The organism is Cupriavidus taiwanensis (assembly GCF_900250075.1).
GTDB classification, from domain to species: domain Bacteria; phylum Pseudomonadota; class Gammaproteobacteria; order Burkholderiales; family Burkholderiaceae; genus Cupriavidus; species Cupriavidus taiwanensis_C.
Genome location: NZ_LT977070.1, coordinates 3,111,517 through 3,124,021 on the forward strand (window position 1 = coordinate 3,111,517; position 12,505 = coordinate 3,124,021).

Annotated in this window: 11 protein-coding genes; 5 read left to right on the forward strand and 6 right to left on the reverse strand. The window is 67.8% G+C overall.

The annotated features are described in order from the left end of the window. Nucleotides 1-14 precede the first annotated feature (14 nt). On the reverse strand, nt 15-1,058 hold the full coding sequence (locus CBM2588_RS14520) for a type IV pilus twitching motility protein PilT (RefSeq protein ID WP_115681084.1): 1,044 nt from the start codon (nt 1,056-1,058) through the stop codon (nt 15-17). Between the two features lie 66 nt (nt 1,059-1,124). On the opposite strand from CBM2588_RS14520, the gene CBM2588_RS14525 reads away from it, so the two are divergent. Continuing rightward, nucleotides 1,125-1,814, forward strand: coding sequence for a YggS family pyridoxal phosphate-dependent enzyme (locus CBM2588_RS14525; protein WP_115681085.1), 690 nt, complete (start codon nt 1,125-1,127; stop codon nt 1,812-1,814). A gap of 43 nt (nt 1,815-1,857) precedes the next feature. Beyond that, on the forward strand, nt 1,858-2,694 hold the full coding sequence (gene proC / locus CBM2588_RS14530) for a pyrroline-5-carboxylate reductase (RefSeq protein WP_115681086.1): 837 nt from the start codon (nt 1,858-1,860) through the stop codon (nt 2,692-2,694). 76 nt (nt 2,695-2,770) lie between these two features. Here the strand turns inward: proC and ubiA are convergent, their stop codons facing one another. The 5 genes from ubiA to recG form a co-directional block, all read right to left on the reverse strand. Further along, nucleotides 2,771-3,628: a 4-hydroxybenzoate octaprenyltransferase gene (gene ubiA / locus CBM2588_RS14535; protein ID WP_115681087.1), complete on the reverse strand. Its 858-nt coding sequence runs from the start codon at nt 3,626-3,628 to the stop codon at nt 2,771-2,773. A 141-nt stretch (nt 3,629-3,769) separates the two neighbouring features. Then, on the reverse strand, nt 3,770-4,255 hold the full coding sequence (locus CBM2588_RS14540; RefSeq protein ID WP_092306463.1) for a Dps family protein: 486 nt from the start codon (nt 4,253-4,255) through the stop codon (nt 3,770-3,772). Nucleotides 4,256-4,413: 158 nt separating this feature from the next. Beyond that, nucleotides 4,414-5,856: a catalase gene (locus tag CBM2588_RS14545; protein WP_115681088.1), complete on the reverse strand. Its 1,443-nt coding sequence runs from the start codon at nt 5,854-5,856 to the stop codon at nt 4,414-4,416. 408 nt (nt 5,857-6,264) lie between these two features. Beyond that, on the reverse strand, nt 6,265-7,215 hold the full coding sequence (locus CBM2588_RS14550) for a LysR substrate-binding domain-containing protein (protein ID WP_115681089.1): 951 nt from the start codon (nt 7,213-7,215) through the stop codon (nt 6,265-6,267). A gap of 120 nt (nt 7,216-7,335) precedes the next feature. Further along, nucleotides 7,336-9,528: an ATP-dependent DNA helicase RecG gene (gene recG / locus CBM2588_RS14555; RefSeq protein ID WP_115681090.1), complete on the reverse strand. Its 2,193-nt coding sequence runs from the start codon at nt 9,526-9,528 to the stop codon at nt 7,336-7,338. 227 nt (nt 9,529-9,755) lie between these two features. On the opposite strand from recG, the gene queA reads away from it, so the two are divergent. The 3 genes from queA to yajC all read left to right on the forward strand — a co-directional run bounded on the left by queA (nt 9,756) and on the right by yajC (nt 12,491). Beyond that, complete coding sequence (gene queA / locus CBM2588_RS14560) at nt 9,756-10,826, forward strand: tRNA preQ1(34) S-adenosylmethionine ribosyltransferase-isomerase QueA (protein ID WP_115681091.1); 1,071 nt, start codon at nt 9,756-9,758, stop codon at nt 10,824-10,826. A gap of 16 nt (nt 10,827-10,842) precedes the next feature. Then, nucleotides 10,843-11,973, forward strand: coding sequence for a tRNA guanosine(34) transglycosylase Tgt (gene tgt / locus CBM2588_RS14565; RefSeq protein ID WP_115681092.1), 1,131 nt, complete (start codon nt 10,843-10,845; stop codon nt 11,971-11,973). Between the two features lie 191 nt (nt 11,974-12,164). Then, nucleotides 12,165-12,491 (forward strand): preprotein translocase subunit YajC, encoded by a 327-nt coding sequence (gene yajC / locus CBM2588_RS14570; RefSeq protein WP_012353816.1) that lies wholly within the window; start codon nt 12,165-12,167, stop codon nt 12,489-12,491. The last annotated feature ends 14 nt before the right edge of the window (nt 12,492-12,505 follow it).

Here is a 12,505-nt window from a genome sequence, read left to right on the forward strand (position 1 = left end):
AGAAAAGGCGGGCCTCAGCCCATGAACGCGTCCGGGTTCTTGGCAATCGCGCGCGCGTCGCTGTAGCTAATGACGCTGCGCTTGATCAGGTCCGACAGGCACTGGTCCAGGGTCTGCATGCCCAGCCCGCTGCTGGTCTGCATCATCGAGTACATCTGCGCGATCTTGTTCTCGCGGATCAGGTGGCGGATCGCGGGCGTGGCAATCATGATCTCGTGCGCGGCGGTGCGGCCGTTGCCGTCGCGGGTCTTCAGCAGCGTCTGCGAGATCACCGCTTCCAGCGACTCCGACAGCATGGTGCGCACCATGTCCTTCTCTTCGGGCGGAAACACGTCGACCACGCGGTCGATGGTCTTGGCCGCCGAGCTGGTGTGCAGCGTGCCGAAGACCAGGTGGCCGGTCTCGGCCGCGGTCAGCGCCAGGCGGATGGTTTCCAGGTCGCGCAGTTCGCCCACCAGGATCACGTCCGGATCCTCACGCAGCGCCGAGCGCAGCGCGTTGGCAAACGAATGCGTATGCGGCCCCAGCTCGCGCTGGTTGATCAGGCTCTTCTTGGAGCTGTGCACGAATTCGATCGGGTCCTCCACCGTGAGGATGTGGCCCATGTCGTTTTCATTGCGATGATCGACCATCGCCGCCAGCGTGGTGGACTTGCCCGAGCCGGTGGGGCCCGTCACCAGCACCAGCCCGCGCGGCTTCATGCACAGGTCGGCGAACACCGCCGGCGCGCGCAGCTCTTCCAGCGTCAGCACCTTGGACGGAATGGTACGGAACACCGCGGCGGCGCCGCGCTGGGTGTTATAGGCATTGACGCGGAAGCGCGACAGGCCGGCGATCTCGAACGAGAAATCGATTTCGAGGCGTTCCTCGTAGGCCTTGCGCTGGGTGTCGCTCATGATGTCGTACACCATGGCGTGGACATCCTTGTGCGTCATCGAGGCGACGTTGATGCGCCGCATGTCGCCGTGGATACGCACCATCGGCGGCATGTCCGCGGACAGATGAAGATCGGACGCCTTGTTCTTGACGGCGAAAGCCAATAGCTGCGCGATGTCCATCTATAATGACCCCACCCTGATTTGTTATCGGTACTTGACGTACCTTATATATATGTTCGCCGGATTATGTCTGTGATTGCCGCCAACTTGCAAGCCGTACGCCAGGGCATTGCGGCGGCAGCACAACAGGCCGGCAGGCAACCCGGGGACGTCGCCCTGCTGGCCGTTTCCAAGACCGTTTCCCCCGACCGCATAAGGGCCGCATACGCCGCCGGACAGCGCGAATTCGGCGAGAACTACGTCCAGGAAGGTATCGACAAGATCGCCGCGCTGGCCGACCTGCGCGGCCACCTGCAATGGCATTTCATCGGCCCGCTGCAAAGCAACAAGACGCGCCCGGTGGCGGAACATTTCGACTGGGTGCACTCCATCGAGCGGCTCAGGATCGCCGAGCGGCTGTCGGCCCAGCGTCCTGCCGGCATGGCGCCGTTGCAGGTCTGCATCCAGGTCAATATCAGCGGCGAAGCCAGCAAGAGCGGCGTCGCCCCGGCCGAGGTGCCCGCGCTGGCGCATGCGGTCGCGGCCTTGCCCAACCTGCGGCTGCGCGGGTTGATGGCAATCCCCGAACCCGCGCACGACCCCGCCGCGCAACGGCGCCCGTTCGCCGCCATGCGCGCCATGCTGCAGGCGCTGCGCGCCGACGGCTTGCAGCTCGACACGCTGTCGATGGGCATGTCGGGCGACATGGAGGCCGCCATCGCCGAGGGCGCCACCCTGGTGCGGATCGGCACCGCCATCTTCGGCGCGCGCGCCTGACGTCCGCGCCCCGACCGGAATCTTTCAGACCCCAGAGACCTTCATGCTCGACACCCTCACCTTCGGCTTTCTTGGCGGCGGCAACATGGCTTCCGCACTGATCGGCGGCCTGATCGCGCGCGGCGTGCCCGCCGGCGCGATCCGCGTGGTCGACCCGTTTCCGGAAGCGCAGCAGCGCCTGGCGCGCGACCTCGGCGTGCATGCGGCCGCGGCCCCGGACGCCGCCTTCGGCGCCAGCGATGTGCTGGTGCTGGCGGTCAAGCCGCAGCAGTTCCGCGACGCCGCGGCGCAGCTGCTGCCGCACCTGCCGGGCGAGGGCCCGGGCAACCTGGTGATCAGCGTGGCCGCCGGCATCCGGCTGCAGGACATGCAGCGCTGGCTCGGCGGGCGCAACCGCGTAGTGCGGGCGATGCCGAATACGCCGGCGCTGTCGGGCATGGGCATGACGGGGCTGGCCGCGCCGGCCACGCTGTCGGCCGAAGACCGGGCGATTGCCAGCGCCGTGGCCGAGGCCGTCGGCAAGTGCGTGTGGGTCGATGGCGATGAGCAGATCGACGCCGTCACCGCGATTTCCGGCAGCGGCCCGGCCTACGTGTTCTATTTCATCGAGGCCATGCAGCGCGCCGCCACCGAACTGGGACTGAGCGCCGAACAGGGACGCGAGCTCGCGGTGGAAACCTTCCGCGGCGCGGCCACGCTGGCGGGGCAATCGCCCGAACCGGTAGCAACGCTGCGCGAGCGCGTGACGTCGAAGGGGGGCACCACCTATGCGGCGCTGACCTCGATGGAGGCCTCGGGCATCGCCGATGCCTTCGTGCGGGCGATGCACGCGGCCGCGGCGCGCGGCAAGGAAATGGGGGCGGAGTTCGGCAAGGATTGAAGTACCAGGACGCCCGCAGCAAGCTCCCCTCGCCCGCCTGCGGGAGAGGGGATCAAACCCTCAGCCAGCGTACAAATCACCGCACCGCGTACGCCAGCGCCGTCCCCGCAAACACGCAAGCCCCCAGCCAGTTGTTGTGCCGGAACGCCGCGAAGCACCGCATCCGGTCGCGCTCGCGGATCAGGGTGTAGTGGTAGCCGGCACAGCCGATCGCCGCAACCAGCCCCACCCAGTACGGCCAGCCCAGGCCCAGCAGCACGCCCGCCCATGCCATCAGCGCAAAGAACGCGGCGTAGCACAGCATGATCGCCGCCACATCGAAGCGCCCGAAGGTGATGGCCGAGGTCTTCATGCCGATCAGCAGGTCGTCGTCTCGATCGACCATGGCATAGGCAGTGTCATACGCGACCGCCCAGAACACATTGGCCAGCAGCATCAGCCAGGCCACCGGCGGCACCTGGTCCTGGATCGCGGCGAAGGCCATCGGGATGCCGAAGCCGAACGCGATCCCCAGGTAGGCCTGCGGAATCGCAAAGAAGCGCTTGAAGAACGGGTAGGTGCCCGCCACCACCGCGGCCACCACCGCCAGCCATTTGGTCAGCGCGTTGAGCGGCAGCACCAGCGCAAACGCCACCAGCGCCAGCACGGCGGCCACCGCCAGCGCTTCCCACGCGGCGATCTTGCCGGCGGTCAGCGGCCGTTCCCGGGTGCGCTTGACGTGCTTGTCGAAGTCGCGGTCGGCCCAGTCATTGATGGCGCAGCCGGCCGAGCGCATCAGGAAGGTGCCCGCGACGAAGATCCAGAACAGGCCCCAGCGCGGCGGCCCGTCCGCCGCCATCCACATGGCCCACAGCGTCGGCCACAGCAGCAGCAGCGTGCCGATGGGCTTGTCGATGCGCACCAGGCGCGCGTAGAGGGCAAGGCGTTCAAGCATGGGGGTCGGGGGCAACGGCGAGAGGGTCTGCACGGCGAGGATCCGGGGCGGGCGATTCAATGAAAACGCGCCGCAGCCCGGACGGCCGCGACGCGCAGTGCCGGCCGCCGCAGGCGCGGCAGCCAGGAGAGCGGGCCGGCCTCAGGCCAGCATCGAGCGCAGCATCCACGCGGTTTTTTCATGCGTCTGCATGCGCTGGGTCAGCAGGTCGGCCGAGGGCTCGTCGCCGGCGGCATCGATCACCGGGAAGATCGAGCGCGCGGTGCGCACCACGGCTTCCTGGCCTTCGACCAGCTTGCGGATCATGTCGGTGGCCTCGGGCACGCCCTCTTCCTCGGCGATCGACGACAGCCGCGCGTACTCCTTGTAGGTGCCCGGCGCCGGGTAGCCCAGCGCGCGGATACGCTCGGCGATCGAGTCCACGGCCAGCGCCAGTTCGTTGTACTGGGTCTCGAACATCAGATGCAGCGTATTGAACATCGGACCCGTCACGTTCCAGTGGAAGTTGTGGGTCTTGAGGTAGAGGGTATAGGTGTCCGCCAGCAGCTTGGACAACCCTTCCGCGATCTTCTTCCGGTCCTTGTCGGAAATACCGATATTCACGCTCATCTCGTTCTTCTTTGCCATGGTAGATACGCTCCGTTCTGGTATAGCCACGAGGCGCGCCGCCGGGCTTGCCGAATCGTGGCGATTCGGGGGGCCGGGCGGCGCGGTACCCCGCATTATTGCACCGGGCAACGGTCCCGGCCAAACCCCGCGCCGGGGGGCCGTTGCCTGGCGGGCGCTTATTGCAGGTTGAGCGCGCGCTTCACGCCCTCGCCGTAGGCCGGGTCGGCCTTGCTGAAGTGTTCCAGCTGCACGCGCACGATGGCCTCCGGCACGCCCTGCATCGCCGCGGCGATATTGGCGAACAGGCGCTGGCGCTGGCCCTCGTCGAACAGGCGGAACAGCGCGCCGGGCTGGCTGTAGTAGTCGGTGTCGACGCGGTGGTCCCAGCGGTCGGCGGCGCCGTCGAGCGCCAGCGGCGGCTCGATTGCGCGCTCGCTGGCGGCGTAGGCGCTTTCGCGGTTGGGCTCGTAGTTGAGCTTGCCGCCCTGGTTGCCGTCCACTCGCATCGCGCCGTCACGGTGGAAGCTGTTGTGGAACGGGCATTTCGGCGCATTGACCGGGATCTGGGCGTGGTTGATGCCCAGGCGGTAGCGCTGCGTGTCGCCATACGAGAACAGCCGTCCCTGCAGCATCTTGTCGGGCGAGAAGCCGATGCCGGGCACGATATTGGCCGGGTTCATCGCCACCTGCTCGACCTCGGCAAAATAGTTGTCCGGGTTGCGGTTGAGCTCGACCACGCCCACGTCGATCAGCGGATAGTCCTTGTGCGGCCAGACCTTGGTCAGGTCGAACGGGTTGATGTGGTACCTGGCCGCCTCGGCCTCCGGCATGACCTGCACGCGCAGGTTCCAGCGCGGGAAGTTGCCGCGCTCGATATTGTCGAACAGGTCGCGCTGGGCGCTCTCGCGGTCGTTTGCCACCACCTTGGCCGCTTCCTCGTTGGTCCAGTTCTCCACGCCCTGCTGCGACTTGAAGTGGAACTTGACGTAGAAGCGCTCGTTATTGGCGTTGATGAACGAGTACGTGTGCGAGCCGAAGCCGTGCATCTGCCGGTAGTTCTGCGGCAGGCCGCGGTCGCTCATCAGGATGGTGACCTGGTGCAGCGATTCCGGATGGCGCGACCAGAAGTCCCACACCGCGATCGGGTCGCGCAGGTTGGTGCGCGGGTTGCGCTTCTGCGTGTGGATGAAGTCGGGGAACTTGAGCGGGTCGCGCACGAAGAACACCGGCGTGTTGTTGCCGACCAGGTCCCAGTTGCCTTCGTCGGTATAGAACTTGATCGAGAAGCCGCGCACGTCGCGCTCGGCGTCGGCCGCGCCGCGCTCGCCGGCAACGGTGGAGAAGCGGATGAACAGCGGCGTTTCCTTGCCGACCTCGGCAAACACCGAGGCCTTGGTGTACTGGGTGATGTCGTGGGTGATGCGCAGCGTGCCGTAGGCGCCGGAGCCCTTGGCGTGCACGCGGCGCTCGGGAATGACTTCGCGGTCGAAGTGGGCCAGCTTTTCGAGGAACCAGACGTCCTGCAGCAGCATCGGGCCGCGCGGGCCGGCGGTCTGCGAGTTCTGGTTATCGGCGACCGGTGCGCCGGCGGCAGTGGTGAGAGTGTCCTTCTTGCTCATCTTTTCCTCTTTGTGGGTCGGCTGAAAGGGAATGCCGCGTCAGTGCGCAGCGGCATAGCAGGCCAGGCAATCGAGCAGGCGGCGCCCCATGCGGAGGGAAAAACGGGGCTGGGTGGGTGTCGTTATCAGTGACTGGGCGCTGGTGCTCATCATCGGTTCCTGTCTTGCGTCGACGCCATCCGCATCGACAGGCACCAGTCTACAAATTATCTATTAAGTTGAGAATTTAATTATTTATACCTATGTATTAGGTCAAATCTATTCGGGGTTAGGGAAACTTATGCCAGCAGCAGGTGACCACCCGAAGACAGCCTGGGGAAACGACTGGTCAGGGAAGCAGAAAAGACAACGGCCGCAGCGGCATCTCCGCTGCGGCCGTTGCATGGCCAGTTCCTTCGGCGCGACCGTTCAGGCGGCTTCGGCCAGTTCCTTGGCGTCGAGCTTGCGCACGCCTGGCAGGTCGCAGGCGGCCACGGCGTTGGCCAGCGCTTCCATCGCCGGCAGGCGGGTGAAGCTCTTGCGCCAGGCCAGCACTACGCGCCGGTCGGGCACGGGGTCGGCAAACGGCACGTACGACAGCATGTCGCCCTTGGCTTTCAGGTCGGGCACCGAGGTGCGCGGCAGCACGGTGATGCCGACCCCGCTGGCCACCATATGGCGTATGGTCTCGAGCGACGAGCCCTCGAAGGTCTTCTGGATGCCGTCGGCCGCCTGCGAAAAACGCGACAACTCGGGGCATACACCCAGCACGTGGTCGCGGAAGCAGTGGCCGCTGCCCAGCAGCAGCATGGTCTGCTGCTTCAGCTCCTCGGGGTCGACCGCGTGCACCTGCGCCAGCTGGTGGCCGCGCGGCACGGCCACGACAAAGGGTTCGTCATAGAGCGGGCGCACCGTCAGGCCGGAATCGGGAAACGGCTCGGCCATCACCGCGCAGTCGATCTCGCCCTGCTTGAGCAACTCGATCAGCTTGTGGGTGTAGTTCTCCTGCAGCATCAGCGGCATCTGCGGCACGGTGTCGATCATCTGCTTGACCAGCGACGGCAGCAGGTACGGCCCGATGGTGTAGATCACGCCCACGCGCAGCGGGCCCGCGAGCGGGTCCTTGCCCTGCTTGGCGATCTCGCGGATGGCCATGGTCTGCTCCAGCACACGCTGGGCCTGCGCCACGATCTGCTCGCCGACCGACGTCACCGACACCTCGGAGGTGCCGCGCTCGAAGATCTGCACGTTGAGTTCGTCTTCCAGCTTCTTGATGGCGACCGACAGCGTCGGCTGCGACACGAAGCAGGCTTCGGCGGCCCGGCCGAAATGGCGCTCGCGCGCCACGGCGACGATGTACTTGAGTTCAGTGAGCGTCATGACTTATCAAATCCGGGTAGGCGATAGATTTTACCTTCGATTGCCGGATCTGTCAGAGTGCCCACTTCACGCGAGCCGGTATGCGCCGGCTTCCGCACAAAGCCGGCCACAAGACTTCAATCAGGCCTTCAGGTAGTGCTCGCGTCCACCCAGCCAGCGCGACAGGTGCGCTTCGACCGCTTCCGGATAGTGCGCAAGCATCAGCTCGGCCGCCGCCTGGGCGTACTCCACCAGCCAGGCATCGGTCTGCAGGTCGGCAAAGCGCAACATCGCCTCGCCGGACTGGCGCGCGCCCAGGAATTCGCCCGGGCCGCGGATTTCCAGGTCGCGCCGCGCGATCTCGAAGCCGTCGGTGGTCTCGCGCATGGTCGCCAGGCGCTCGCGCGCGGTGGGCGACAGCGGCGCCTGGTACATCAGCAGGCAGACCGATTCGGCGCTGCCGCGCCCGACCCGGCCGCGCAGCTGGTGCAGCTGCGCCAGGCCGAAGCGCTCGGCATGCTCGATCACCATCAGCGAGGCATTGGGCACGTCCACGCCCACCTCGATCACGGTGGTGGCCACCAGCACCTGCAGGCGATTGGCGCTGAAGTCATCCATTACCGCGGCCTTCTCCGCCGGCGGCAGGCGCCCGTGCACCAGGCCCACGCGCAGGTCGGGCAGCGCCGCCACCAGGGTCTCGTAGGTCTCGACCGCGGTCTGCAGCTGCAGCGCCTCGCTTTCCTCGATCAGCGGGCACACCCAGTAGACCTGGCGACCTTCGGCCGCGGCATGGTGAATGCGCCCGATCACCTCGTCGCGGCGCTCGTCGTTGACCAGGCGCGTGACGATGGGCGTGCGCCCGGGCGGCAGCTCGTCGATCACCGAGACGTCGAGGTCGGCGTAGTAGGTCATGGCCAGCGTGCGCGGGATCGGCGTGGCCGACATCATCAGCTGGTGCGGCACGGTTTCGGCGCCGCCGGGCGCGGCGGGCGCCTCGGCGGCGCCCGCCTTGCCGCGCAGCGCCAGGCGCTGCGCCACGCCGAAGCGGTGCTGCTCGTCGACCACCGACAGCCCCAGCCTGGCAAAACGCACAGTGTCCTGGATCAGCGCATGGGTGCCGATCACCAGCTGGGCCTCGCCCGATTCCACGCGCGCCACCGCCGCGCGCTTGTCGCGCGCCTTCTGGCTGCCGGCCAGCCACACCACCGGCACACCCAGCGGCTCCAGCCACGCCGACAGCTTGCGGAAATGCTGCTCGGCCAGGATCTCGGTCGGCGCCATCAGCGCCGCCTGGAAGCCGGCATCGATGGCCTGGCACGCCGCCAGCGCGGCGACGATGGTCTTGCCGCTGCCCACGTCGCCCTGCAGCAGCCGGTGCATCGGGTGCGGCAGGCTCATGTCGGCGGCGATTTCGCCGACCACGCGCTGCTGCGCGCCGGTGAGCCGGAACGGTAAGGCCGCCAGGAAGCGCGTCAGCAGCCCGCCCTCGCGGCGCGGCATGGTCGGCGCGGTCTTGTCGCGGCGCGCCGCGTGCGCGCGCCGCAGCGAGATCTGCTGCGCCAGCAGTTCGTCGAACTTGACGCGCTGCCAGGCCGGGTGCGAGCGGTCGGCCAGCGCGGCCTCGCTCTCCTGCGGCGGCGGCGCGTGCAGCAGCCGCAGGCAGTCGGCCAGCGCACGCAACTGCAGGCGCGCCAGCGGCCCCTGCAGCACCGGTTGGGGCAGCGTCTCGGGCAAGGGGGTGCGCGCGAGCGCGCCGCCGATGGCCTTGCGCAGGTAGGCCTGCGGAATGCCGGCGGTGGACGGGTACACCGGCGTCAGGCGGTCTGGCAGCGCCTCGCCGGCCAGCACCGGGCGCACGGTCGGATGGACCATCTCGGCGCCGAAGAAACCGCCACGGACCTCGCCGCGCACGCGCAGGCGCACGCCTTCGGCCATCTGCTTGGTCTGGCTGCCGTAGAAATTCAGGAAGCGCAGGGTCAGTTCGCCGCTGTCGTCGGCAAGCTTCACCACCAGCTGGCGGCGCGGCCGGAACGTGACTTCGTTGGAGATGACTTCGCCTTCCACCTGGGCCGGCAGCCCGAGCCCGGCACGGTGGATGGCCTCGGCGATCGGCACCACCGTGGTCTCGTCCTCGTAGCGCATCGGCAGGTGCAGCACCAGGTCGACCGGGCGGCGCAGGCCCAGCTTGGCCAGCCGCGCGGCGGCCGTGGATGCGGCCGAGCCCGCGGCCTTGCCCTTGGCCGCGCCCGCCTTGCCGCGCGCGCTCGCCGCCGTGTCGCTGGCGTCGTTGGCGTCGGCAGGGTCCTGGATCGGTTCGGCGGCGGTTCCGGGCATCGGCGAATAAGTTGGCAGCAGTCGCTGCGGGCTTCTGGACTGGCTGGCGCGGCGCCGGCGAATGGCGGGTATCACGCCCGGCGCGGCGGCAAGCGCGCCCGTGGCCTTACAATATCGGATTCGCCGATTGTACCCATGCCGGCTGCCAATCCGGGCAGCGGAGTGACGCGCCGTGCCCGGCGCCCGCCTCCGCCACAGCCTGCAGACCGCGCAGACCGCCCCCCACGATGTTGACGCTTTCCGATTTCGACTTTCCGCTGCCGCCCGAACTGATCGCCCAGAGCGCGCTGCCCGACCGCAGCGCCAGCCGGCTGCTGGTGGTGGAGCGGCTCGCCCCCGGCGACACCGCCGACGCAGTGCGCATGGCCGACCGCGCCTTCAGCGACATCGTCGACTACCTGCGTCCGGACGACCTGCTGGTGTTCAACGACACCCGCGTGATCAAGGCCCGCTTCTTTGGCCACAAGCCCAGCGGCGGCAAGGTCGAGGTGCTGGTGGAGCGCGTGCTCGACACCCACACCGTGCTGGCCCAGGTGCGCGCGTCCAAGACGCCGGCCGAAGGCAGCGCCCTGCACCTGGCCGATGATGCCTTTGCCGTGACCGTGGGCCCGCGGGTGGACCAGTTCTTTACGCTGCGCTTCCCCGAGCCGGCGCTGGACCTGATCGAACGCTACGGCCGCCTGCCGCTGCCGCCGTATATCACGCACGACCCCGACGCCTACGACGAGACCCGCTACCAGACCGTCTATGCGCGCAGCCCCGGCGCGGTTGCCGCGCCCACCGCTGGCCTGCATTTCGACGACGCGCTGTTCGCCCGGCTCGATGCCGCCGGCGTGCGCCGCGCCTTCCTGACGCTGCACGTGGGTGCCGGCACCTTCCAGCCGGTGCGCACCGAGAACCTGGCCGAGCACAAGATGCATTCGGAGTGGTACGCGATCTCCGAGGACCTGGCGCAGGCGGTGCGCGACACCCGGGCGCGCGGCGGCCGCGTGATCGCGGTCGGCACCACCTCGCTGCGGGCGCTGGAGTCGGCCGCGCAGCCCGGCGGGACGCTCGCCGCCGGCAGCGGCGACACCGATATCTTCATCACGCCCGGCTACCGCTTCCGCCTGGTCGACGCACTGATCACCAACTTCCACCTGCCCAAGTCGACGCTGCTGATGCTGGTGTCGGCGCTGGCCGGAGTGCAAGCCATCCGCGCCGCCTACCGCCATGCGGTCGAGCAGCGCTACCGATTCTTCAGCTACGGAGACGCCATGCTGCTGACCCGGCAGCCGGACGCCGCCGCCGCGGCCTGATCTCAGACTATTCGCCATGCTCAACTTCGAACTCATCACCACCGACGGCAACGCCCGCCGCGGCCGCGTCACGCTGAACCACGGCGTGGTCGAAACGCCGATCTTCATGCCGGTGGGCACCTATGGCTCGGTCAAGGCGATGTCGCCGCTGGAACTGAACGAGATCGGCGCGCAGATTATCCTGGGCAACACCTTCCACCTGTGGCTGCGCCCGGGGCTGGACGTGGTCAACGCCCATGACGGCCTGCACCGCTTTATCGGCTGGGACAAGCCGATCCTGACCGACTCCGGCGGCTTCCAGGTGTTTTCGCTGGGGGACCTGCGCAAGATCACCGAAGATGGCGTCACCTTTGCCTCGCCGGTCAACGGCGACAAGCTCTTCCTGTCGCCCGAGATCTCGATGCAGATCCAGCGCACGCTGAATTCCGACATCGTCATGCAGTTCGACGAATGCACGCCGTACGAGATCGACGGCCGCCCCGCCACGCATGAGGAAGCCGCCAAGTCGATGCGCATGAGCCTGCGCTGGGCCAGGCGCTCGCGCGACGAGTTCGGGCGGCTGGCCAACCCGAACGCGCTGTTCGGCATCGTCCAGGGCGGCATGTACGAAGACCTGCGCGACGAGTCGCTGGCGGGACTGTCGGAACTGGACTTCCACGGCTTCGCCATCGGCGGGCTGTCGGTGGGCGAGCCCAAGGAAGACATGATGCGCGTGCTGGAACACGTGGCGCCGCGCCTGCCGGCCCACAAGCCGCACTACCTGATGGGCGTGGGCACGCCCGAGGACCTGGTCGCCGGCGTCGCCGCCGGGGTCGACATGTTCGACTGCGTGATGCCGACCCGCAACGCGCGCAACGGCTGGCTCTTCACCCGCTACGGCGACGTCAAGATCAAGAACGCCGCGCACCGCAACGACCCGCGCCCGCTCGACGAGAGCTGCGCCTGCTACACCTGCCGCAATTTCTCGCGCGCCTACCTGCACCACCTGCACCGCGTGGGCGAGATCCTGGGCGCGCGCCTGAACACCATCCACAACCTGCACTACTACCTGCAGCTGATGCGCGAGGTGCGCGAGGCGATCGAGCAGCACCGCTTTGCCGACTTCCGCCGCCAGTTTGCCGCCGACCGCGCGCGCGGCACGCAGTGACAACCCCGGGCGGCGCGAACTTTCCCGCCGCCCGCGGTCGAATAGCCGGTCAAGGCGCGGCGTCCGCCGCCGAAGTTGCCCCCAACGCACCCCGAACAAACCCGTATTCCGCCCTAGAATGCCAAGGGCGGGCTGGGTGCGAATGGTAGAATGTTCGATTAATTGACTGACTTTTGTGACGGAGAATCAACGTGCTGATTTCTAACGCATTTGCCCAGACCGCCGGTGCCGGCGGCGCGGCTGGCGGCCTGATGAGCTTCCTGCCCATCATCCTGATGTTTGGTGTGCTGTGGTTCATCATGATCCGCCCGCAGATGAAGCGCCAGAAGGAAGCCAAGGCAATGCTCGAAGCGCTGGCAAAGAACGACGAAGTCGTCACCGCCGGTGGCATCCTGGGCCGCGTGACCAAGGTCACCGACCAGTACGTCAGCCTGGAAATCGCCGAAGGCACCGAGATCACGGTGCAGAAGAATGCCGTGACCACGGTGCTGCCCAAGGGCTCGCTGAAGGCGCTCTGATCCCCGGATCGCGC

Bases quoted from the DNA above. Each gene is read 5' to 3' on its own strand.
- CBM2588_RS14545 (WP_115681088.1), bottom strand. From the start codon at position 5,856: ATGAGCAAGAAGGACACTCTCACCACTGCCGCCGGCGCACCGGTCGCC.
- CBM2588_RS14520 (WP_115681084.1), bottom strand. From the start codon at position 1,058: ATGGACATCGCGCAGCTATTGGCTTTCGCCGTCAAGAACAAGGCGTCC.
- CBM2588_RS14540 (WP_092306463.1), bottom strand. From the start codon at position 4,255: ATGGCAAAGAAGAACGAGATGAGCGTGAATATCGGTATTTCCGACAAG.
- recG (WP_115681090.1), bottom strand. From the start codon at position 9,528: ATGCCCGGAACCGCCGCCGAACCGATCCAGGACCCTGCCGACGCCAAC.
- proC (WP_115681086.1), top strand. From the start codon at position 1,858: ATGCTCGACACCCTCACCTTCGGCTTTCTTGGCGGCGGCAACATGGCT.
- CBM2588_RS14550 (WP_115681089.1), bottom strand. From the start codon at position 7,215: ATGACGCTCACTGAACTCAAGTACATCGTCGCCGTGGCGCGCGAGCGC.
- ubiA (WP_115681087.1), bottom strand. From the start codon at position 3,628: ATGCTTGAACGCCTTGCCCTCTACGCGCGCCTGGTGCGCATCGACAAG.
- tgt (WP_115681092.1), top strand. From the start codon at position 10,843: ATGCTCAACTTCGAACTCATCACCACCGACGGCAACGCCCGCCGCGGC.
- CBM2588_RS14525 (WP_115681085.1), top strand. From the start codon at position 1,125: ATGTCTGTGATTGCCGCCAACTTGCAAGCCGTACGCCAGGGCATTGCG.
- queA (WP_115681091.1), top strand. From the start codon at position 9,756: ATGTTGACGCTTTCCGATTTCGACTTTCCGCTGCCGCCCGAACTGATC.